The following is a 20,482-nucleotide window of genomic DNA, read 5'->3' on the forward strand; positions in this document are numbered from 1 at the left end:
TTAGTCTTTGCCGCGATAAGGCTCGACGTATTGCAGGGCCATATCCCACGGAAAGAAAATCCACGTGTCTTGGCTGACGCCCGTGATAAAGGTGTCCACCATCGGTTCGCCTTCGGGTTTGGCGTAAACAGTGGCCAGATGGGCCTTTGGATACAGCTTGCGCACCAGTTCCAGGGTTTTGCCGCTGTCGACGAGATCATCAATGATCAAGATACCCTCGCCATCGCCCATCATCTCTACATCGGGTGATTTCAGCACCTGCGCTTCGCGACGCTGGTCGGCTTTGCCGCCGCCGGAATGATAGGACACAACCGAGATCGTATCGACGGTGCGCACATCCAATTCGCGCGCGATGATCATCGCGGGGGCCATACCGCCCCGTGTAATCGCAACAATGGCACGCCATGCGCCATCTTCGGGGCCTTTGCCATCCAGCCGCCACGCCAACGCACGGCTATCGCGGTGGATTTGGTCCCAGCTGATGTGAAAACCTTTTTCATGTGGCAGGCGCGTGTCGGACATGGGGATTACCTTTGTAGTAGAAGTTTTAGACCCAAACCGCCCAGCAGCAGTGCGGCGATCCGGTCAATGATGGGTTTGGCGCGCAAAAAACGGGCCCGTGCAACGGGCGCAGTCAGAACAAAAGCGCAGCCCGTGTAGAAGAGTATTTCAAGGATGAAGTGGTTCAGCGTGACAAAGGCAATCTCACCAGCTGTCAGGTTAGGCGGAAAGACCACAACCAAAACCGCCGCAGCGAACAAAACCGATTTGGGATTGCCAAGGTTCACCAGAAAACCATCCACAAACGCGCGGCCTTGCGCCTTGGGCGCATCGTTTAAGGGGGCCGAGGCGCCGCGCCACGTTTTATAGGCTAGATAAATCAAGTAGACAGCGCCGCCCGTTTTCAAAACGGCAAAGGCCCACGGAAACAGCGCAAACACAGCGTCCATTCCCAACAGCGCGGCCAGCGTCCAAAGGCTGGCCATGGTGCCAAGGCCAAACCCTGTCGCAATACCAGCGCGCCGCCCATTCGAGATAGAGCTGCGCACCGCCATCAAAAACGCGGCGCCGGGGCTGAGAATAGAAACGATCAATACCGCGTTAAAAGCGATCAGATGTTCAAACGTCATAGCCCCGTGCCTTTTGCCATTTGGTTAGCCTTTGGCCATATCCGGCGCATCAACCGCCTTCATGCCAACAACGTGGTACCCCGCATCAACATGCAGGTTTTCACCCGTTGTGCCTGATCCCAGATCAGACAATAGGAACAAAGCAGATTTGCCAACTTCGTCAATTGTGACATTGCGGCGCAAAGGTGAGTTATATTCGTTCCACTTCATAATATAGCGGAAATCACCGATGCCAGAGGCGGCCAGTGTTTTGATCGGGCCCGCAGAAATGGCGTTCACGCGGATACCATCTTTGCCTAAATCTTCGGCAAGGTACTGAACAGATGCCTCAAGAGCAGCCTTGGCAACGCCCATGACATTATAATGTGGCATCACTTTTTCCGCACCATAATAGGTGAGCGTCAGGCACGAGCCGCCTTCTTTCATCATCTTCTCTGCGCGCTGTACAACGGCGGTGAAGGAATAGACGGAAATATCCATGGACATGGCAAAGTTAGAGCGGCTGGTGTCTACGTACCGACCGCGCAATTCGTTTTTGTCCGAAAAACCAATCGCATGAACAACAAAGTCCAAGTTATCCCAACGTTCGGCCAAGCCTTCAAAAAGCGCATCAATAGATGCCTCATCGCTCACGTCACAAGGCAATACAATGTCTGAGCCCAGTTGAGCTGCCAAAGGGTCCACACGCTTTTTCAAGGCGTCACCTTGATAGGAGAAGGCCAGTTCGGCGCCTGCATCACTCAGCTGTTTTGCAATGCCCCAAGCAATTGATTTGTCATTGGCTAATCCCATGATTAACCCGCGTTTGCCCGCCATAAGGTTGTTCGACATGGCCATATTCTCCGTTCATTAACGATTTCATTCGGTCTACGCGATTGCCTGCTAACCATCAAGGGACGCTACGGGATATCGTGATTTTGGTTGCACAGGGTGCCGAGATGATAGATTTGTGTGGCATTGTAAGAGTATGCCAGCTTTTTTGAGCGCAAATTACGACCGCGCCACAAGCGCCCTTGGATTTTCAAAAGGGGATTGGCATCAAAATAGTAGGGGAAGGAATGCGTGATGGCTGAGCGGACTGGTATTTTCGCCGGAGACGATCCTTTTGCACTTGCCCGCACATGGCTGGCCGAGGCGCGAACGCAGGAGATCAATGACTCGAATGCAATGGCGCTAAGCAGTGTCGATGCCGAGGGCATGCCCAATGTTCGCATCGTTTTGTTGAAAAGCATCGAAGATAACGGATTTGTCTTTTTCACCAATTACGGAAGCGTAAAGGCGCAGGAGTTGGACCAATCAGGCAAGGCGGCCTTTGTCATTCATTGGAAAACGCTGCGCCGCCAAATCCGCGCGCGCGGTATCATCAGCAGGGAAGACGGCCCCATTGCGGATGAGTATTATGCCTCTCGTTCTTTAAAGAGCCGCTTGGGGGCTTGGGCCTCGGATCAATCGCAACCGCTTGAAAACCGCGCCGCGTTGGAAAATGCGCTGGCAAAGGCGACAGCCGAACATGGCGATAACCCTCCGCGCCCGCCGTTTTGGGGCGGATATCGGCTGGCGCCGCTTGAGTTAGAGTTCTGGGGCGACGGTGAAGCGCGGCTACACAACAGATTTAGGTGGCGCCGCGCGTCAATAGATGCACCATGGGACGTAACATTATTGAATCCCTGACGAGATTAAATCCGCCCGTTATTTTAGAGCGGTGGGGCCGTGGGCCCCTAAAAAGATTTGAAAGACGGTTTGACGGCTATGACAGAGTTAGATGAAACAGGGCCCGCGCCAATGCGGGTGAATGGCACAGTAAAATGGTTTGATCCCGTAAAGGGATTTGGGTTCGTCCTCTCAGAGGATGGCGGAGCCGATATTTTGCTACATGTTAATGTCCTGCGAAACTTTGGCCAAAGTTCGGTCGCGGATGGATCCAAAGTTAAGTTGGTGGCGCAAAAGACCGAGCGGGGGGTGCAAGCCAGCGAAATCCTGACGATCTCACCGCCTGAGGGCGTGCAGACAACGCTGACTGATATTGTCGAGCTGGATCATGAGGAAATCGCAAATAGCCCGATGGTGGCTGCCCGCATAAAATGGTTCGACAAGGCAAAAGGGTTCGGGTTTGCGAATGTCTTTGGCAAAAGCGAAGATGTCTTTGTGCATATGGATGTGCTGCGTCAATCCGGCCTGTCTGATCTGGCCCCCGGCGAAGCCATCGCGATGCGCGTAATTGATGGTAAACGAGGCCGCATGGCCGCAGAGGTAAAAGCGTGGGAAACAATCATCATAGCCGACGACAGTTCATCCTCGGACTGACGGCCGCAGCAGGGGCCGCTTTTCCTGCGGCTGCAAAAACGCCGCTTTCGGCCTGTCCGCTGAACCGTGTCAGTATAACAGGGGCCTTTGGCAAGGCTGCGTTCAACGTTACCGTAGCCGATACAGAAGAAACGCGCGCGCAGGGGCTTATGAATGTGCCCAGCATGCCGATCAGCACAGGCATGCTGTTCATCTATGATCGCCCGCAAGCCATGAGTTTTTGGATGCGGAACACGCTGATCGAACTCGACATGTTGTTTGTGGATCGCTTTGGGGTGATTCAGCACATTCACCACCGCGCGCAGCCCTTGGACGAAACTGTGATCTCTCCAGGGGATATCAAGCTGACAGGCGTGCTGGAGATCAACGGCGGGTTGGCAAAACGACTGGGGATCAAGGCCAAGGATGTGCTGCGTCATCCTTCTTTTACGAGCCTTGATAAGCCTTGGAATTGCGACTGATGAAAATAGATTGGAAAAGTGAACTATTATGCCTTTTCAATCCCGATTGGCTTCGCTAAAGAAGCGTCAGTCGGGGCGTGGCGCAGCCTGGTAGCGCACCTGTTTTGGGTACAGGGGGTCGGATGTTCGAATCATCTCGCCCCGACCATTCTAAAAAATCCCAATATCTTCTCTGGTCCTTTCGCAATCGCGGAAGGACCAGAAGATCTTCTCACCTTCCCCTAACAGTTTTCTCCTACATCTAGGCGAGGTTGATTCCCCTCGTGCTAAGAATCGCATGCTTAACATCGAATATGTGATTGTGTGGGTGTCTATATAGTGTGCCTCCTGTGGATAAAATGAGCGGTTTTGCTACTAAACTTTGTGTTTTCCCCGTCTGATTGTGTGGCCTAGCAGCATCGCAAAGGGTTCCCACGGATCGTGCCAAATTTTTTTACGGGTGAAAAAAAATCACAGATCGGGAGAAGGGAATCGCTCAACCGTCTTCATCAAATTGATTAACCTTTTAGGCTAAACAAACGAAAAGGCGTGCTTTTAAAGGGCACGACGGGGGAGGGGGTGAAACGCCCATTCCCAAGACGGCCGAGAATTGAAACGCGCGGCGACAAAAGCCATCTTTGCGAGATGTTCCGTCAACCCGATTTATGTTCACGAAGCTATAAAAATTTCGTTGACCTGATAGGTCGGTCTACGCCAAGTTGTGCGGGCTAATACCGACGCCACAAGATGTAGTGATAAAACACTAAAAGGCAGTCGAGCAGTAAAGTAACGGCAAACGGTCCTTTTGTGACGGTTCGATCAGTGCGGTCCTTGGTTTTTCCTAGGGGACGACGCTCTGTCTGACTTTGCAGCATAGCAATGAGTTTGGGCGCGCTCAGCCGCGTCTTGAAATGGTAACGCTGGAAATGGGGCAGCGCGATGAAAATTGAACGGAATTTCACGACTCAAGGTAAAGACGCATACGCAGATTTGGATTTCGTGAGCACAGTCTCGGAAATTCGAAATCCCGATGGGTCGGTTGTTTTCAAACTTGATAACGTAGAAGTTCCGAAATCTTGGAGCCAAGTGGCCTCAGATGTGATCGCGCAGAAATATTTCCGCAAAGCGGGTGTGCCCAGCAAGCTGAAGCGCATCAAAGAAAAAGGCGTTCCAGAGTTCTTGTGGCGCTCTGAGCCCGCAGAGGGCGCTGAGATGGGCGGCGAGACGTCTTCCAAGCAGGTGTTCGACCGGTTGGCCGGCGCATGGGCCTATTGGGGCTGGAAGGGCGGCTATTTTTCCACCGAGGAAGATGCGCGCAGCTATTTCGATGAAATGCGCCACATGTTGGCTTCGCAACGTGCCGCGCCGAACTCTCCTCAGTGGTTTAACACGGGCCTGCACTGGGCCTATGGCATCGATGGCCCTGCACAGGGCCACTACTACGTAGATTACAAATCGGGCGAGCTGACACGCTCGACCTCCAGCTATGAGCACCCCCAGCCGCATGCTTGTTTCATCCAGTCGGTAGCGGATGATCTGGTGGGCGATGGTGGCATTATGGACCTATGGGTGCGTGAGGCGCGCCTGTTTAAATACGGTTCGGGCACGGGCACAAACTTTTCCAGCCTGCGTGGCGCAGGAGAGAAGCTGTCAGGGGGCGGTAAGTCTTCTGGCCTGATGGGCTTCCTCAAGATCGGTGACCGCGCTGCTGGTGCGATCAAATCCGGTGGCACAACGCGCCGCGCTGCGAAAATGGTGATCGTCGACGCAGACCACCCAGACATCGAAGATTTCATCAACTGGAAGGTTCTCGAAGAGCAAAAGGTCGCCTCGATCGTTGCGGGCTCCAAGATGCACGAAGAGAAGCTGAACCAGATTTTCAAAGCGCTGGCCGCTTGGGATGGTCTGGAGGCGGATGCCTATGATCCTGCCAAGAACGAACAGCTGAAAACAGCCATTCGCGCCGCGAAAAAGGTTGCGATCCCAGAGACATACGTCAAGCGCGTGTTGGATTATGCAAAGCAGGGTCACACAGGCATTGAATTCCCGACCTATGACACGGATTGGGATTCCGAGGCCTATAACTCGGTTTCGGGCCAGAACTCGAACAACTCGATCCGCGTCACCAACGGCTTTTTGACAGCCATTGAAAAGGATGCCGACTGGGAGCTGATCGATAGAACCTCTGGCAAAGTCGCCAAAACGGTCCGCGCCCGCGATCTTTGGGATCAGGTTGGCCATGCTGCATGGGCCTGTGCCGATCCAGGTATCCAATACCACGACACGGTAAACGAATGGCACACATGCCCCGCAGATGGTGAAATCCGCGGCTCGAACCCGTGCTCGGAATATATGTTCCTTGACGACACGGCGTGCAACCTTGCCTCGATGAACCTGCTGACCTTCCTTAAGGACGGTGAATTTCAGGTCGAAGACTATATCCACGCTTCGCGCCTGTGGACTGTGACGCTGGAAATCTCGGTGATGATGGCGCAGTTCCCGTCCAAAGAGATCGCGCAGCGGTCCTATGACTTCCGCACGCTGGGCCTTGGCTATGCCAACATCGGCGGTCTGCTGATGAACATGGGATATTCCTATGACAGCGATGAAGGCCGCGCGTTGTGTGGGGCTTTGACGGCGATCATGACGGGTGTTTCCTATGCAACCTCCGCCGAGATGGCCGGAGAGCTGGGCCCATTCCCAGGGTATCAGAAAAACAGCGCCCACATGCTGCGCGTTATCCGCAACCACCGCAAAGCAGCCTATGGCGATGCCGATGGTTATGAAGAGCTAAGCGTAAAGCCAATCCCGCTGGATCACGCGAACTGCCCACAGGATGGTCTGGTCGACGTTGCCAAATCCGCATGGGATGAGGCGCTAAAGCTGGGGCAGAAGAACGGCTATCGCAACGCGCAAACCTCTGTGATTGCGCCAACTGGCACCATCGGTCTGGTGATGGATTGTGACACAACGGGGATCGAGCCTGATTTTGCCTTGGTAAAGTTCAAAAAGCTGGCCGGCGGTGGCTACTTTAAGATCATCAACCAATCTGTTCCGGCAGCTTTGGAAAAGCTGGGCTATGGATCGGCCCAGATCGAAGAGATCGTCGGCTATGCGGTGGGCCATGGCACCATCGGCAATGCCCCCGGGATCAACCACACCACGTTGATGGGCCACGGGTTTGGCCCCAATGAGCTGGCCAAAATCGATGCGGCGCTGGCCTCGGCCTTTGATATCCGTTTTGTGTTCAACCAATGGACGCTGGGCGAAGAGTTCTGCACACAGGTGCTGGGCATCCCGACGGAAAAATTGAACGACCCTGCGTTTGACCTGCTGAAATCATTGGGCTTTTCCAAGAAAGACGTTGAGGCCGCCAATGACCACGTTTGCGGGACGATGACGCTGGAAGGCGCGCCGCACCTCAAAGAAGAGCACTATGGCATCTTTGATTGCGCCAACCCCTGCGGTAAAAAGGGCAAGCGTTACCTCTCGGTGAACAGCCACATCTATATGATGGCGGCGGCGCAGTCCTTCATCTCGGGGGCGATCTCAAAAACGATCAACATGCCCAATGATGCCACCATCGAAGACTGCCAAAAAGCTTATGAGCTATCGTGGTCCTTGGGGATCAAGGCGAATGCGCTATATCGTGACGGCTCAAAGCTGAGCCAGCCTTTGGCGGCCGCGCTGGTCGAGGATGATGACGAAGCGGCAGAGGCGCTGGAGAGCGGCTCCATGCAAGAGAAAGCTGCAGTTCTGGCCGAGAAAATCGTTGAGAAGGTCATCGTTAAAGAGATCGTCAAATCGCACCGCGAAAAAATGCCTCAGCGCCGCAAGGGCTATACGCAAAAGGCAAATGTGGGCGGGCACAAAGTATATCTGCGCACGGGCGAATATTCTGATGGGTCTTTGGGCGAGATCTTTATCGATATGCACAAAGAGGGCGCTGGTTTCCGCGCCATGATGAACAACTTTGCCATCGCCGTGTCGGTTGGTCTGCAATACGGTGTGCCGCTGGAAGAGTTCGTCGATGCCTTCACCTTCACCAAATTCGAGCCAGCAGGCATGGTGCAAGGTAACGATAGCATCAAATCGGCAACCTCGATCCTTGATTATATCTTCCGTGAACTCGCGGTAAGCTATCTGGACCGCACTGATCTGGCCCATGTTCAGCCCGAAGGTGCAACCTTTGACACGCTGGGCCGTGGTGAAGACGAAAGCGCTGCGAATGTGGCCGAGCTAAGCGAAAGCGCGGCGGCCAAGTCTTTGGAAGTGTTGAAGCAAATCACATCTCCGGGGTATCTGCGCAACCGTGTGCCGCAAAACCTGACCGTTCTTCAGGGCGGGCAGACCAGTGCGACAGAAACGGTGACGGCAGTCATGCCAATGGAGGATGGCGGGGTCGCAACGGCCGTCGCCACAGAAACAACAACAGTGACCTCAGGTGCTGTGTCAATGGACGCGCGCGCTAAGGCAAAGATGCAAGGCTATGAGGGCGAGGCCTGCGGCGAGTGCGGCAACTATACGCTGGTGCGCAACGGCACCTGCATGAAGTGCAACACCTGCGGCGGCACCTCTGGCTGTAGCTGATACGAGATAGGGTGGGGGCGGTACTTTGTTCCTTCCCACCTTTACACGGGGCGGGTGCGCTCGCCCCCTGACGACGCTTGGGCCGCAGGCAAAAACAAATTCGAGCGGTACAATATTGAGCCCAAGCGGCGAGACTAGGGGAGAGCTTTATGCTCTCCCTTTTTTCTTGGGGGCGCTTTTTAGATCTTTGGGCTAAAGCCCCAGATCAGCTGGCGTAGGCCAATGGCCGCACCGATCATGATGCAAAACAGGGTCAACGGCGCGCTATAGGCCAGAACGGAAAACGCGGACAGACCTTGGCCAATGCTGCACCCTACCGCAACAATCGCGCCAATCCCCATTAGGGCACCCCCGAAAATCTGGCGGCGCAGTTCGCGGGGATCATCGCAGGATTCCCAGCGGAAATGCCCACGGATGAGTGTGCCCACAAACGAGCCAAGCAAAACCCCCAAGACAGAGCCAGTGCCAAAGCTGATTGTGTTTCCAGAGGATGTCATCGCAAAAAGGATCGTCTCTCCGATAGGGGCGGAGAACGTATGGGTGACCACGGGGATGCCGTCAAAGCCATTGCTTGCCACCCATTGTGTGCCTGCCCAGCCAGATATGACCGCAACACCAGCAACAGCGCCCCAAAAGATGTGGCTGGGGGAGGCGCGCAAGCTGCGGCTAAGCAGGGTCAATGCGCAGATGATTGCGCCAATGGCAAAGCCGCAAACCTCGATGGACAGGCCCGTAAGCTGCGAGATGCCCTGCGCAAACCCAGCCGAGTAAGGGGCAGGTTCGCTTACACCGAATAAATACTGGCGGAGCCCAGACAATGGGCCACCCAACGTCACGTAGGCGCTGATCCCCATGACCAGGACAATGAGGAACGAGCGAATGTCGCCGCCGCCCATCCGCGCCAAGGCCCCGTAACCACAGTTGCCAGCCAGAGCCATGCCATAGCCAAACAGCAAGCCGCCAGCGATGCTTTCAGCGGGGTTCCATTTGCGCGCAAGAAACAGCGTTTGGTCAAGGTCCAGCCAGCCCAAAGCGGACAGGCCGAATGTTCCCATCACAGCGATGCCAATCGCGATGCCCCACATGCGCAGGCGCAAAGGGCTTTCGCCGTAATACAAGTCTTCGATTGCGCCAAGGGTGCAAAACCGCCCAACACGGGCAGCAAGACCCAATAGAACGCCGCCAAATCCCCCGATGAGGGCGACCAACATTGGCTCTGAAATGAAATCAAGCATCGTTATTGAAACCGAACAGTCAGGTCGGTTTCACAATATAGGCGCTGTGGATCAGGCGTTTCGACAAAACAGTTCATAGACAACTTCCATGATCTGTTTTGGCCGTTCGTCTGTCAAGCTGTAGTAGATTGTCTTCCCATCACGACGTGGTGTGACCAGCCCTTCAAGGCGCAGACGGGAAAGCTGTTGTGATACTGCGGCCTGACGCGCCGACAAAAGCTGCTCTAGCTCGGTAACCGATTTCTCACCCGAGGCGAGATGGCACAGGATCATCAGACGACCCTCGTGGCTAATCGCTTTTAGGAAGTTGGACGCCTCAACGGCACTGGCCGCCATTTTGTCCATATCGTCCGAACACATGTCTTTATCAAAAACAGGTAGGCCCATTTTTTCCTCGGTCTCAATTTCTTTTTCGTCGCATTCTGGCTGAATAGGCTTGTTCATAAGGGGGTATGCCCTTTGGCACAATCATTCTTTAAGAAATAGTAAATTTCAGTTCGTTGCGTAGTCTACCTCGGCACGCCCTAGCATCTGCTGCAAAAGCCCCCAAAAGAAATCTTCGCCAGGGTATCCTTCGAGGCGTGATGCCTCTTTTCCATCGACCATCAAAACAAACGTCGGGGTGAAATGGAGAGAGCGTTCGAACTCTAAATCGTCAGGGCGGGCGTCGTGAATATCCAGACGGCGCAGGGGGGCGGCGCGGCCTTCAGGCGTTTTGGGGTATATCTGCGAGATTTCTTCGTTCCAGCGCGCGCACCACATACAGCCGTCTTCTTCGACCATAACCAACTGGGCCTCAGCAAATGCGGAAACAGCGCTGAGGGTGACGAAAATGCTGCTGAAAATAAAGCTTCTAAGAGACATGCTAAATTGACCTTTGTTAAACAAATAACCTAATATGAATGTGTGAATAACACAAGGGAGGGGTGTTGCGATGTTGGATGTTACCTTTGCAGGTGCGGCATTTGCTGGCCTTCTTTCATTTCTATCGCCATGTATTTTACCGATCGTTCCGTTTTATCTGAGCTATCTGGCTGGCATCGGTATGAACCAGATTTCGGCAGATGCCACAATAGATAGTAAAACACGAATGCGTGCGGTGATGGCTGCGGTGTTCTTTGCGGCTGGCGTGATTACGATCTTTATGGGGCTGGGGGCGGCCGCGACAATGTTCGGGCAGGCGGTGCGCGAATACTTTGATATTCTGCGCTGGATCGCTGCGGCCATCATCATTGTGATGGGGCTGCATTTCCTTGGCGTGTTGCGGATTGGCATTCTGTATCGCCAATTGCGCGCGGATGCGGGCGAGACATCTAATGTGAGCCTGCTTGGCGCCTATGTGATCGGGCTGGCCTTTGCCTTTGGTTGGACCCCTTGCGTGGGGCCGGTTCTGGCGGCGATCCTGTTTACGGCTGCGGGGGCGGATACGGCATCTACCGGCGCGGGGCTGCTGTTTGTCTATGGTGTCGGCATGACCGCGCCATTCATTCTGGCGGCTCTGTTTATCGGCCCTTTCATGCGCTGGATGCAGAAATTCCGCCGCCATTTGGGCCTGATCGAGAAAATCATGGGTGTGATGCTCATTGTTTTCGGGCTTTTGATTGCAACAAACTCAATGAATTACATTGCCCAGTGGATGCTGTCCGTGTTGCCGGACTTTGGCGCGCTTGGCTGATAAATCGGGAGAAGATGATGAATAGGATTTTTGCTGCATGTGTCGCCTTGATCATGGGTGCAACAGGGGTATTCGCCGCCGAGCTGGGGGATGATGGGCTGCACAAGGCGCCGTGGATGCGGGACACGTTCAAAGACCTCAATGAGGATCTTGAGGAAGCCACGGCAGAGGGCAAGCGCCTGATGGTAATCATTGAACAGCGCGGCTGCATTTATTGTAAAAAAATGCACGAAGAAGTTTTCCCGAACGAAAAAATCGCCACTTACATCGACGAGAATTTCTTTGTCGTGCAGATGAATATGTTTGGCGATGTCGAGGTAACAGACTTTGACGGTACCGCGCTGCCCGAGAAGGATATGGTTAAGAAATGGGGGGCGCTTTTCACGCCGACGATTCTGTTTTTTCCATCTCAGGTTGGCGATTCCTTGTCTGCACCTCAGGCCGCAGTCGCGACAATGCCGGGGGCATTTGGGCGCCACACAACTTTCAATATTCTGAATTGGGTGGTTGAAGAGGGGTATTTGGGGGACGAAAGTTTTCAAAAATACAACGCGAGAAAGATCGCAGAGCAAAGCCAGTAAGGAAAATTGTGGGTTTGTGTAAATAACTTCACATTGTATAATTCAATTAGTTGAATTTGTTGTTGCGTCATCACAAACCTGTGCGCTACGGTATACCAACACAGTCTTTGGGAGGACTTATGAGGATTTCTGTGATTACCGCCGTTACGGCGGGTCTCGTTGCATCTACAGCATTTGCGCAAGAGGTCGCACCAACAGCGGTCAGCTATAACGAGGGTGCGGTTGAGCAATCCTTGTCTGGTGTCGCTGGTGATCCGGCAAATGGTCGATTGATCGTTGGTGACAAAGGGCAGGGTAACTGCGTTGCCTGTCATGAGGTCTCTGATCTGGCGGATGTACCATTCCACGGCGAAATTGGCCCAATGCTAGACGGCGCCGGAGAGCGCTGGAGCGAAGCCGAGCTGCGTGGGATCGTCGCCAATGCGAAGATGATGTTCGAAGACAGCTTGATGCCGTCCTTTTACAAGGTTGATGGCTTCACCCGTCCGGGCAATGCCTACACAGGCAAGGCACCAGACGACAGCTTTGGTCCTTTGCTAAGCGCCCAACAAATTGAAGATGTCGTGGCTTACCTCGCGACACTCAAAGAGTAACCAAACCTTTTTCGGGTTTAAGGAGAAAACACAATGGAAATGACAAGACGTAATGCCATTGCAATGGGGGCAGGTGCCCTTTTGATTGCAGGCCTGCCAATCCGCGTATCTGCTGCAACAGCGGATGAGATGATTGCAGAATTCACCGGCGGTGCCGAAGTTGGCTCAGGCGATATCAGCCTGACAGCTCCGGAAATTGCTGAAAACGGTAACACTGTGCCAATCGAGGTTTCCTCGGAAGCCGCGGCAGAGATTCTGGTTCTGGCGATGGGTAACCCAACGCCAAATGTTGCGACCTTCAAATTCGGCAAATTGGCAGCATCGCGCGCTGCATCCACACGTATCCGCCTTGCAGGTACACAGGATGTTGTTGCGATCGCCAAGCTTGAAGATGGCTCTTTCGTCCAGGCATCAAGCACAGTCAAAGTAACAATCGGCGGCTGCGGCGGCTAAACTCTTCGAGGAGAATTCAAATGGCATCTGGTGTAAAACCTCGCGTCAAAGTACCTAAAAAAGCGGCTGCTGGTGATACGATCACCATCAAGACCCTGATCAGCCACAAGATGGAATCCGGTCAGCGCAAAGATAAAGAAGGCAACGTGATCCCACGTTCGATTATCAACCGCTTTACCTGTGAATTTAACGGTGAAAACGTGATCGACGTCACGCTGGAACCTGCGATTTCGACAAACCCGTATCTTGAATTTGAAGCAGTTGTGCCAGAGGCCGGCGATTTCAAATTCACATGGTACGACGATGATGGCTCAGTCTACGAAGAAACAAAAACAATCGCGATTGGCTGAACATCACAATTGGTCGAACGGTTTGTCGGCTGACTACAGAAAACCTCGGGAGGGTTAAAATGCGGAAATTGACAGGCGCCTTTTTGGCGACGTTACTTGCCACGACGGGTGCAATTGCTGATCCGGTTGATGATACACTGATCGTCAACGAAGAACTGGAACTGGTTGTGCGCACAGCTGCGCCTGACCATCTTTCGGATACTTTGGACGAAGTTATGTCTGGTTGGCTGTTTCGGGGTACAGAAACCCGTGCCATGCAGGCTGATGACTTTGACAACCCCGGGATGATCTTTGTGGAACAGGCGCAGGACGCTTGGAACACAGCAGAGGGTACCGAGGGTAAGTCCTGTTCCTCATGTCACAATGACATGGAGAGCATGGCAGGTGTCAAAGGCACATATCCCAAGTGGAACGAAGCGGCTGGTGAAGTGCGTACACTGCAAATGCAGATGAACGACTGTCGTGAAAACCGCATGGGTGCTGAAGCGTGGAAATACGACAAGGGCGACGCCATCAACATGGAGGCCGCACTGGCCGCCGTTGCACGTGGCATGCCTGTTAACGTTGCAATCGACGGTCCGGCACAATCCATGTGGGAAAAGGGCAAAGAGCTGTATTACACCCGTACGGGTCAGCTTGAACTGTCCTGCGCTAATTGCCACGAAGACAACTACGGCAATATGATCCGCGCTGACCACCTGAGCCAAGGCCAGATCAACGGTTTTCCGGTTTACCGCCTGAAAAACACAAAACTGAACGGCTCGCACTCACGCTTTAAAGGCTGTGTGCGCGATACCCGTGCCGAAACCTACAACCCGGGCAGCGAAGAATTCGTTGCTTTGGAATTGTATGTTGCGTCACGCGGCAACGGCCTGAGCATCGAAGGCCCATCCGTTCGTAACTAAGCAAAATTGAACCCCGCATGAGGTAACTTGTGCGGGGTTTTTCTCAATCAATCCATTCAATTATACGCATATGTATGCGTGACAGGAGCGTCTGAATGATCTCTCGCCGTGATTTTTTGCAAACAAGCATGGCCGCTGCCGCGCTTTATGGCAGCTCGGGTTTTGGCAACTGGGGGCGGCTGGCTGCGCAGCAGTCTCTCACGCAGGATAAACTGCTTGAGTTTGATACATTCGGGAATGTCTCGTTGATCCACGTCACAGATATCCACGCTCAGCTAAAACCGATCTATTTCCGCGAACCGTCGATCAACATCGGGGTAGGCGGCAACAAAGGCGCCGTTCCACATGTTACCGGTTCTGATTTCCGCAAGATGTATGGCATCGAAGACGGCAGCCATTCTGCATACGCGCTAACCTATGATGATTTTTCCTCCCTCGCCAAAGGCTATGGCCGCGTTGGTGGCTTGGACCGCGTTTCCACTGTGATCAACTCGATCCGCGCAGATCGCCCTGATGCGCTGCTGCTGGATGGTGGTGATACATGGCACGGCAGCTACACCTGCTATCACACGCAGGGGCAGGACATGGTTAATGTCATGAACGCGCTCAAGCCCGACGCGATGACGTTCCACTGGGAATTTACCTTGGGTTCCGAGCGCGTGAATGAAATCGTCGAAGGCCTGCCGTTTGACGCGCTTGGCCAGAACATTTTCGACGCCGAGTGGGACGAACCAGCCGAGCTGTTCCCACCCTATAAATTCTACGAACGCGGCGGCGTAAAAGTTGCTGTGATCGGTCAGGCATTCCCATACATGCCAATCGCAAACCCTGGTTGGATGTTCCCTGAATACTCCTTTGGTATTCGTGACGAGAACATGCAGCAGATGGTTGACGAAGTCCGCGCCGCAGGTGCGGAGCTGGTTGTTTGCCTTAGCCACAATGGTTTTGACGTTGATAAACAGATGGCGGGTAAGGTCACTGGCATCGACGTGATCCTGTCAGGCCACACACATGATGCGCTGCCCGAGCCTGTTTTGGTTGGCGATACCATCGTTGTGGCCTCTGGTTCGAACGGTAAATTCGTGAGCCGCGTTGATCTGGACGTGCGTGATGGCCGCATGATGGGCTTCCGTCACAAGCTGATCCCGATCTTCTCGGATGTGATCACGCCAGACGCTGAAATCACCAAACTCATCGACGAGCAGCGCGCGCCATATGAGGCCCAGCTGAACGAAGTGATCGGCCACACGGCAGATGACCAGATGCTGTATCGCCGTGGTAACTTTAACGGCACATGGGATGACCTGATCTGCGACGCGCTGATTTCCGAACGCGAAGCAGACATCGCGATGAGCCCGGGCGTGCGCTGGGGGCCATCCGTTTTGCCTGGTCAGGAGATCACCCGCGAAGACATCTGGAACGTCACCTCGATGACCTATGGTGAGGCCTACCGCACTGAAATGACAGGTGAATTCATCCATGTCGTTTTGGAGGATGTGGCCGATAACCTTTTCAACCCTGACCCTTACTATCAGCAGGGTGGTGACATGGTGCGTGTTGGTGGCCTTGGCTATCGCATCGACGTGACCAAGCCGCAGGGCGAGCGGATCACCGAGATGACCTTGCTCAAAACCGGCGAAGCAATTGACCCCTCCAAAACCTATCAGGTCGCAGGTTGGGCATCCGTGAATGAAGGCACCGAAGGTCCAGCGATCTGGGATGTCGTCGAGGCGCATATCGCCAAACAGGGGACGATCTCCCTTGATCCAAATAACAGTGTGAAAGTGGTTGGCGCGTAAGCGGACCCAATAAGAAGGAGTGTTCTGCATGTCAGATCATGAAACACAAAAAGGCACCTCGCGGCGCGCATTTTTGCGCGGTGCGGCGGCTGCAGGGGCAGGGGCGATCACCGCAACTGCCGCCAAGGCACAAACAGCAGATCCGCTGATCACCGAGCTACAGCCATGGGCGCAGGCCTTTGGCGATGGTGTTGATGAAACGCCATATGGTTTGCCGATCAGCTATGAAAACGATGTTGTGCGCCGCAATGTTGAATGGTTGACGGCCGATACCGTTAGCTCGATCAACTTTACGCCGATCCACGCGTTGGAGGGCACGATCACGCCGCAGGGCTGTGCGTTTGAACGCCATCACTCGGGCGCGATTGACCTCAAGAAAGAAGATTATCGTTTGATGATCAACGGCTTGGTCGACAATCCTCTGGTGTTTACCTATGCCGATCTTGAACGTTTCCCACGCGAAAACCACGTGTATTTCTGCGAATGCGCGGCAAATACAGGTATGGAATGGGCAGGCGCCCAGCTGAACGGTGCGCAGTTCACCCACGGTATGATCCATAACATGGAATACACGGGCGTTTCTCTGCGCACCTTGCTCGAAGAGGCAGGTCTGGACGCGGCTGGCGATCTCAAAGACAAATGGGTCTTTGTCGAAGGGGCGGATGCGTCTTCGAACGGTCGTTCGATCCCGATGGAAAAAGCGCTGGACGACGTTCTGGTGGCCTTCAAAGCCAACGGCGAAGCGCTGCGCAAAGAGCATGGCTATCCCGTTCGTTTGGTTGTTCCCGGTTGGGAAGGTAACATGTGGGTCAAATGGATCCGCCGTATCGAGGTTACAAACGCCGCTGTCGAAAGCCGCGAGGAAACCTCGAAATACACAGACACATTGGACGATGGCACAAGCCGCAAATGGACATGGGAAATGGACGCCAAATCTGTCGTCACCAGCCCAAGCCCACAGTCCCCGATCGCCCATGGCAAAGGCCCGCTGGTCATCAGTGGTCTTGCGTGGTCTGGCCGTGGTTCCATCACCCGTGTTGACGTCTCGAAAGATGGCGGCATGACGTGGGAAACTGCCCGCCTTGCCAAACCGGGTGAAAAGATGGCGTTGACGCGCTTCTATCTGGATACCGAATGGGACGGCTCTGAAATGTTGCTGCAATCGCGCGCCATGGATGAGACAGGCTATGTTCAACCCACCAAAGCTCAGCTGCGCGACGTGCGCGGTCTGAACTCGATCTATCACAATAACTGTATCCAGACATGGCTGGTCCGTGAAAATGGGGAGGCTGAAAATGTCGAAGTTTCTTAAATCTACCGCAATTTTGACCGCGCTATCCTTGGTCTCGACGCCTGTAATGGCGGAAAAGCTGGGCCTTGGCCGTACCGCTTTGCCAGAAGAGATTGCCGCGTGGGATGGTGACGTCAGCCCTGACGGCACGGGCCTTCCTGCTGGGTCGGGTGATGCAATCGACGGCGAAGAAATCTTTGCTGACAAATGCGCAGCCTGCCACGGTGATTTCGCCGAAGGCATCGACAACTGGCCAAAGCTGGCTGGTGGTGCAGATACGCTGGATCACGAAGACCCGCTGAAGACAGTTGGTTCTTACTGGCCCTACCTGTCGACCGCATTTGATTACATCAAACGGTCTATGCCTTACGGTGACGCAGGTACGCTGACGGATGATGAAACCTACGCGATTGTGGCCTATATCCTGTATTCCAACGACATGATCGACGACGATTTCGTTCTGTCCAAGGAAACGTTCTTTGACGTGGAAATGCCCAACGCTGAAGGCTTTATCCTAGATGATCGCGCAGAAACCGAATACGCACAGTGGTCGGGCGAGCCTTGCATGGAAAACTGCAAAAGCGAGCCTGTAAAAGTCACTATGCGTGCAATGGTTCTGGATGTGACCCCCGAAGAAGAGGGTGACGCAGCCGCAGCAACTGAAGAAGCCGCTGTTGTTCCAGCCGCTGCAGAAGCTGAACCAGAGGCAACACCAGCCGCTGAGCCAGAAGCAACAGCAGAAGCGGAACCCGCAGCAGAAGAACCTGTTGTCGTCGCCGCAGCATTTGACGCAGACTTGGCCGCCAAAGGCGAAAAGGTTTTCCGCAAATGTAAATCCTGCCACCAAGTGGGTGAGGGCGCCAAAAACAAGGTTGGCCCGATCCTGTCGACAATCATCGGCGCACCTGCCGCGGCTGTCGAAGGCTTTAAGTATTCCAAAGTGATGAAAAAAGCTGGTGAAGAAGGTCTTGTTTGGACGGACGAAGAGTTGATCGCTTTCCTCGCCAAACCAAAGGCTTACATGAAAGGCACAAAGATGTCCTTTGCAGGTTTGAAGAAAGAGAGCGACCAGTTGGCCGTTGTCGAATACCTCAAGTCAGTTGGCGAATAAGACCGTGAAGGGTTTTGTTCATACATGTGTAACTCTTGCCGCCCTTTCGGTGGCAGGAGTATCATCCGCGAGCGAGATCGGTGATCACGAAAAAGGCGCGAAAATTTTTAAAAAGTGCAAGTCTTGCCATCAGGTGGGCGAGGGTGCCAAAAACCGCATCGGCCCGCATCTGAATGGGGTCTACGGGCGCGTTGCTGGTTCTGTGGACGGGGCGAAATACTCCAAAAGCATGGTGCATATGGGCGATGAAGGGCTCATCTGGACCGATGAAACGCTGGATGCTTATCTGGAAAATCCAAAGGCATTGGTTTCCAGAACACGGATGAGCTTTCGCGGGATGGATGATGCCGAAGAGCGCCGCGATTTGCTGGCCTATCTTCGGATTTATTCGGATAACCCAGCAGATATTCCCGAAGCTGAACCAACCGCTGTTGGCACGGATCATGATCTGGATCCTGCGATCCTAGCGCTGGAGGGCGACCCCGAATACGGCGAATACCTCGCCAGTGAATGCCAGACCTGCCACCAGTCAAGCGGTGCGGATGACGGTATTCCGGGGATCAGCGGATGGCCCACCGAAGACTTTGTTGTGGCCATGCACGGTTACAAACGCAAACTCAGACCCCACCCTGTTATGCAAATGCTGGCAGGTCGGTTGTCTGACGACGAGATCGCGGCCCTTGCCGCGTATTTTAAAGACCTCGAATAACGTTAAGAGGCGACACTCTGGGAGGAGAACACTATGAAACTGAATAGACGAATTTTCTTGGGCACGGGCGCGGCAGCAGCGGCGACATTGTCTGCACCTTCTGTTTTTGCGGCAGGGCATGGCAAACCACGCGTTGTGGTTGTTGGCGGCGGCGCTGGCGGTGCAACGGCTGCCCGTTATATCGCCAAAGACAGCAAGGGCGAAATCGACGTAACATTGATCGAGCCTAGCCGTCAGTATTACACCTGCTTCTTCTCAAACCTCTATCTGGGTGGTTTCAAAGAGATGGACGATCTGGGCCATTCTTACGGTGCCATCGCAGCGGGCGGCGTGAATGTTGTACATGATTGGGCCATTGGCGTTGATCGCGATGCCAAAACTGTTGCCCTCGCAGGCGGCGGTTCGGTTCCATATGACAAGTTGATCCTGTCTCCGGGTATTGATTTTGTTGAAGGCGCTGTTGCGGGCTGGGATGTATCGGCGCAAAACGCCATGCCACACGCCTATAAAGGCGGCTCACAGACTGAATTGCTCAAGGCGCAGCTGATGGCGATGCCAGAAGGCGGCACATTCGCAATGGTCGCTCCGCCAAACCCATATCGCTGCCCTCCTGGCCCATACGAGCGGGTTTCCATGGTGGCGCACTTCCTCAAAAAGCATAACCCGACGGCCAAGATCATCGTAGCTGATCCAAAGCCAAAGTTCTCGAAGATGGCGTTGTTCCAAGAAGGTTGGGCAAACCACTATGAGGGTATGGTCGACTGGATCGGCGAAGATTTCGGTGGCGGTAATGTTTCTGTCGATCCTGCGGCGATGACAGTCACAATCGACGATGAAGTCACCAAAGTAGACGTGTGTAACGTGATCCCAGCGATGAAAGCCGGCCGCATTGCCGAGCTGGCAGGCGTGACCGAAGGCAACTGGGCCCCTGTAAACGCGGCGGATATGTCCACCAAGGCAGATGCTGACGTTTATGTTCTGGGCGATTCTTCCTCACAGGGTGACATGCCAAAATCCGGCTTCTCGGCGAATAGCCAAGCTAAAGTTTGTGCAAATGCTGTTCGGGGCGCGTTGACGGGGTCGAAAGTATTCCCTGCCAAGTTCTCGAACACGTGCTGGTCTTTGATCGACACAAACGATGGTGTGAAAGTTGGCGCAACCTATGAGGCGACCGATGAAAAGATCGCCAAGGTTGACGGGTTTATCTCTGCCACCGGCGAAACGGCCGAGCTGCGCAAAGCAACCTACGAAGAGTCCGAGGGCTGGTACACTGGTATCACCTCCGACATGTTCGGCACCTAAAAAGATTGCCGAGC

Annotated in this window: 21 protein-coding genes and 1 tRNA gene; 16 read left to right on the forward strand and 6 right to left on the reverse strand. The window is 54.1% G+C overall.

From position 1 onward, the window contains the following. Genes gpt through fabI form a run of 3 tightly spaced genes read right to left on the reverse strand, consistent with a single transcriptional unit; the run spans position 1 to position 1,961 of the window. Entirely contained in the window at positions 1 to 522 is a 522-nt protein-coding gene (gene gpt, locus Z948_RS0114955; protein WP_025060369.1) for a xanthine phosphoribosyltransferase, read from the reverse strand. A 5-nt stretch (positions 523 to 527) separates the two neighbouring features. Then, positions 528 to 1,130: a LysE family translocator gene (locus tag Z948_RS0114960; RefSeq protein ID WP_025060370.1), complete on the reverse strand. Its 603-nt coding sequence runs from the start codon at positions 1,128 to 1,130 to the stop codon at positions 528 to 530. A gap of 24 nt (positions 1,131 to 1,154) precedes the next feature. After that, the gene (gene fabI, locus Z948_RS0114965; protein ID WP_025060371.1) at positions 1,155 to 1,961 is read right to left on the reverse strand and encodes an enoyl-ACP reductase FabI; all 807 of its coding nucleotides are present in this window, start codon (positions 1,959 to 1,961) and stop codon (positions 1,155 to 1,157) included. A gap of 234 nt (positions 1,962 to 2,195) precedes the next feature. Between fabI and pdxH the strand changes: the two genes are divergently transcribed. The 5 genes from pdxH to Z948_RS0114990 all read left to right on the forward strand — a co-directional run bounded on the left by pdxH (position 2,196) and on the right by Z948_RS0114990 (position 8,464). Next, entirely contained in the window at positions 2,196 to 2,801 is a 606-nt protein-coding gene (gene pdxH, locus Z948_RS0114970) for a pyridoxamine 5'-phosphate oxidase (protein WP_025060372.1), read from the forward strand. Between the two features lie 78 nt (positions 2,802 to 2,879). Beyond that, complete coding sequence (locus tag Z948_RS0114975) at positions 2,880 to 3,434, forward strand: cold-shock protein (RefSeq protein WP_245604582.1); 555 nt, start codon at positions 2,880 to 2,882, stop codon at positions 3,432 to 3,434. Continuing rightward, positions 3,389 to 3,895 carry a DUF192 domain-containing protein gene (locus Z948_RS0114980; RefSeq protein ID WP_025060374.1) on the forward strand — a complete coding sequence of 169 codons (507 nt, stop codon included), beginning with the start codon at positions 3,389 to 3,391 and terminating at the stop codon, positions 3,893 to 3,895. Before Z948_RS0114975 ends, Z948_RS0114980 begins: the two co-directional genes overlap by 46 nt. A 71-nt stretch (positions 3,896 to 3,966) precedes the next feature. Next, positions 3,967 to 4,043, forward strand: a tRNA-Pro gene (locus tag Z948_RS0114985). A 770-nt stretch (positions 4,044 to 4,813) separates the two neighbouring features. After that, complete coding sequence (locus Z948_RS0114990) at positions 4,814 to 8,464, forward strand: vitamin B12-dependent ribonucleotide reductase (protein WP_025060375.1); 3,651 nt, start codon at positions 4,814 to 4,816, stop codon at positions 8,462 to 8,464. Between the two features lie 179 nt (positions 8,465 to 8,643). On the opposite strand, the gene Z948_RS0114995 is transcribed toward Z948_RS0114990, so the two are convergent. The 3 genes from Z948_RS0114995 to Z948_RS0115005 all read right to left on the reverse strand — a co-directional run bounded on the left by Z948_RS0114995 (position 8,644) and on the right by Z948_RS0115005 (position 10,563). After that, positions 8,644 to 9,699, reverse strand: a complete 1,056-nt coding sequence (locus Z948_RS0114995; RefSeq protein ID WP_025060376.1) for a YeeE/YedE family protein — start codon at positions 9,697 to 9,699, stop codon at positions 8,644 to 8,646. 51 nt (positions 9,700 to 9,750) lie between these two features. Further along, on the reverse strand, positions 9,751 to 10,086 hold the full coding sequence (locus Z948_RS0115000) for an ArsR/SmtB family transcription factor (RefSeq protein ID WP_025060377.1): 336 nt from the start codon (positions 10,084 to 10,086) through the stop codon (positions 9,751 to 9,753). A 105-nt stretch (positions 10,087 to 10,191) separates the two neighbouring features. Continuing rightward, the gene (locus Z948_RS0115005; RefSeq protein ID WP_025060378.1) at positions 10,192 to 10,563 is read right to left on the reverse strand and encodes a hypothetical protein; all 372 of its coding nucleotides are present in this window, start codon (positions 10,561 to 10,563) and stop codon (positions 10,192 to 10,194) included. A 70-nt stretch (positions 10,564 to 10,633) separates the two neighbouring features. Between Z948_RS0115005 and Z948_RS0115010 the strand changes: the two genes are divergently transcribed. The 11 genes from Z948_RS0115010 (at position 10,634) to Z948_RS0115060 (ending at position 20,468) form a co-directional block, all read left to right on the forward strand. Beyond that, positions 10,634 to 11,374, forward strand: a complete 741-nt coding sequence (locus Z948_RS0115010) for a cytochrome c biogenesis CcdA family protein (RefSeq protein WP_025060379.1) — start codon at positions 10,634 to 10,636, stop codon at positions 11,372 to 11,374. Positions 11,375 to 11,391: 17 nt separating this feature from the next. Beyond that, positions 11,392 to 11,955 (forward strand): thioredoxin family protein, encoded by a 564-nt coding sequence (locus tag Z948_RS0115015; RefSeq protein ID WP_025060380.1) that lies wholly within the window; start codon positions 11,392 to 11,394, stop codon positions 11,953 to 11,955. A 119-nt stretch (positions 11,956 to 12,074) separates the two neighbouring features. Beyond that, positions 12,075 to 12,548 carry a sulfur oxidation c-type cytochrome SoxX gene (gene soxX / locus Z948_RS0115020; protein WP_025060381.1) on the forward strand — a complete coding sequence of 158 codons (474 nt, stop codon included), beginning with the start codon at positions 12,075 to 12,077 and terminating at the stop codon, positions 12,546 to 12,548. A gap of 33 nt (positions 12,549 to 12,581) precedes the next feature. Further along, complete coding sequence (gene soxY / locus Z948_RS0115025) at positions 12,582 to 13,001, forward strand: thiosulfate oxidation carrier protein SoxY (protein WP_025060382.1); 420 nt, start codon at positions 12,582 to 12,584, stop codon at positions 12,999 to 13,001. 20 nt (positions 13,002 to 13,021) lie between these two features. Further along, positions 13,022 to 13,351, forward strand: a complete 330-nt coding sequence (soxZ, locus tag Z948_RS0115030; RefSeq protein WP_025060383.1) for a thiosulfate oxidation carrier complex protein SoxZ — start codon at positions 13,022 to 13,024, stop codon at positions 13,349 to 13,351. 59 nt (positions 13,352 to 13,410) lie between these two features. Further along, positions 13,411 to 14,256, forward strand: a complete 846-nt coding sequence (soxA, locus tag Z948_RS0115035; RefSeq protein WP_025060384.1) for a sulfur oxidation c-type cytochrome SoxA — start codon at positions 13,411 to 13,413, stop codon at positions 14,254 to 14,256. 95 nt (positions 14,257 to 14,351) lie between these two features. Further along, on the forward strand, positions 14,352 to 16,055 hold the full coding sequence (soxB, locus tag Z948_RS0115040) for a thiosulfohydrolase SoxB (RefSeq protein WP_025060385.1): 1,704 nt from the start codon (positions 14,352 to 14,354) through the stop codon (positions 16,053 to 16,055). A 28-nt stretch (positions 16,056 to 16,083) separates the two neighbouring features. Beyond that, positions 16,084 to 17,367 (forward strand): sulfite dehydrogenase, encoded by a 1,284-nt coding sequence (gene soxC, locus Z948_RS0115045; RefSeq protein WP_025060386.1) that lies wholly within the window; start codon positions 16,084 to 16,086, stop codon positions 17,365 to 17,367. Then, a complete protein-coding gene (locus Z948_RS0115050; RefSeq protein ID WP_025060387.1) occupies positions 17,351 to 18,457 on the forward strand; it encodes a c-type cytochrome in 1,107 nt (368 codons plus the stop codon). Before soxC ends, Z948_RS0115050 begins: the two co-directional genes overlap by 17 nt. Positions 18,458 to 18,461: 4 nt before the next feature. Beyond that, entirely contained in the window at positions 18,462 to 19,166 is a 705-nt protein-coding gene (locus tag Z948_RS0115055; RefSeq protein WP_025060388.1) for a c-type cytochrome, read from the forward strand. Positions 19,167 to 19,199: 33 nt separating this feature from the next. Then, entirely contained in the window at positions 19,200 to 20,468 is a 1,269-nt protein-coding gene (locus tag Z948_RS0115060) for an NAD(P)/FAD-dependent oxidoreductase (RefSeq protein WP_025060389.1), read from the forward strand. Positions 20,469 to 20,482: the final 14 nt, after the last annotated feature.

Origin of the sequence: Sulfitobacter donghicola DSW-25 = KCTC 12864 = JCM 14565 (assembly GCF_000622405.1) — a bacterium.
GTDB lineage: Bacteria > Pseudomonadota > Alphaproteobacteria > Rhodobacterales > Rhodobacteraceae > Sulfitobacter > Sulfitobacter donghicola.

Bases quoted from the DNA above. Each gene is read 5' to 3' on its own strand.
- gpt (WP_025060369.1), bottom strand. From the start codon at position 522: ATGTCCGACACGCGCCTGCCACATGAAAAAGGTTTTCACATCAGCTGG.
- Z948_RS0114960 (WP_025060370.1), bottom strand. From the start codon at position 1,130: ATGACGTTTGAACATCTGATCGCTTTTAACGCGGTATTGATCGTTTCT.
- fabI (WP_025060371.1), bottom strand. From the start codon at position 1,961: ATGTCGAACAACCTTATGGCGGGCAAACGCGGGTTAATCATGGGATTA.
- pdxH (WP_025060372.1), top strand. From the start codon at position 2,196: ATGGCTGAGCGGACTGGTATTTTCGCCGGAGACGATCCTTTTGCACTT.
- Z948_RS0114975 (WP_245604582.1), top strand. From the start codon at position 2,880: ATGACAGAGTTAGATGAAACAGGGCCCGCGCCAATGCGGGTGAATGGC.
- Z948_RS0114990 (WP_025060375.1), top strand. From the start codon at position 4,814: ATGAAAATTGAACGGAATTTCACGACTCAAGGTAAAGACGCATACGCA.
- Z948_RS0114995 (WP_025060376.1), bottom strand. From the start codon at position 9,699: ATGCTTGATTTCATTTCAGAGCCAATGTTGGTCGCCCTCATCGGGGGA.
- Z948_RS0115000 (WP_025060377.1), bottom strand. From the start codon at position 10,086: ATGGGCCTACCTGTTTTTGATAAAGACATGTGTTCGGACGATATGGAC.
- Z948_RS0115005 (WP_025060378.1), bottom strand. From the start codon at position 10,563: ATGTCTCTTAGAAGCTTTATTTTCAGCAGCATTTTCGTCACCCTCAGC.
- Z948_RS0115010 (WP_025060379.1), top strand. From the start codon at position 10,634: ATGTTGGATGTTACCTTTGCAGGTGCGGCATTTGCTGGCCTTCTTTCA.
- Z948_RS0115015 (WP_025060380.1), top strand. From the start codon at position 11,392: ATGAATAGGATTTTTGCTGCATGTGTCGCCTTGATCATGGGTGCAACA.
- soxX (WP_025060381.1), top strand. From the start codon at position 12,075: ATGAGGATTTCTGTGATTACCGCCGTTACGGCGGGTCTCGTTGCATCT.
- soxY (WP_025060382.1), top strand. From the start codon at position 12,582: ATGGAAATGACAAGACGTAATGCCATTGCAATGGGGGCAGGTGCCCTT.
- soxZ (WP_025060383.1), top strand. From the start codon at position 13,022: ATGGCATCTGGTGTAAAACCTCGCGTCAAAGTACCTAAAAAAGCGGCT.
- soxA (WP_025060384.1), top strand. From the start codon at position 13,411: ATGCGGAAATTGACAGGCGCCTTTTTGGCGACGTTACTTGCCACGACG.
- soxB (WP_025060385.1), top strand. From the start codon at position 14,352: ATGATCTCTCGCCGTGATTTTTTGCAAACAAGCATGGCCGCTGCCGCG.
- soxC (WP_025060386.1), top strand. From the start codon at position 16,084: ATGTCAGATCATGAAACACAAAAAGGCACCTCGCGGCGCGCATTTTTG.
- Z948_RS0115050 (WP_025060387.1), top strand. From the start codon at position 17,351: ATGTCGAAGTTTCTTAAATCTACCGCAATTTTGACCGCGCTATCCTTG.
- Z948_RS0115060 (WP_025060389.1), top strand. From the start codon at position 19,200: ATGAAACTGAATAGACGAATTTTCTTGGGCACGGGCGCGGCAGCAGCG.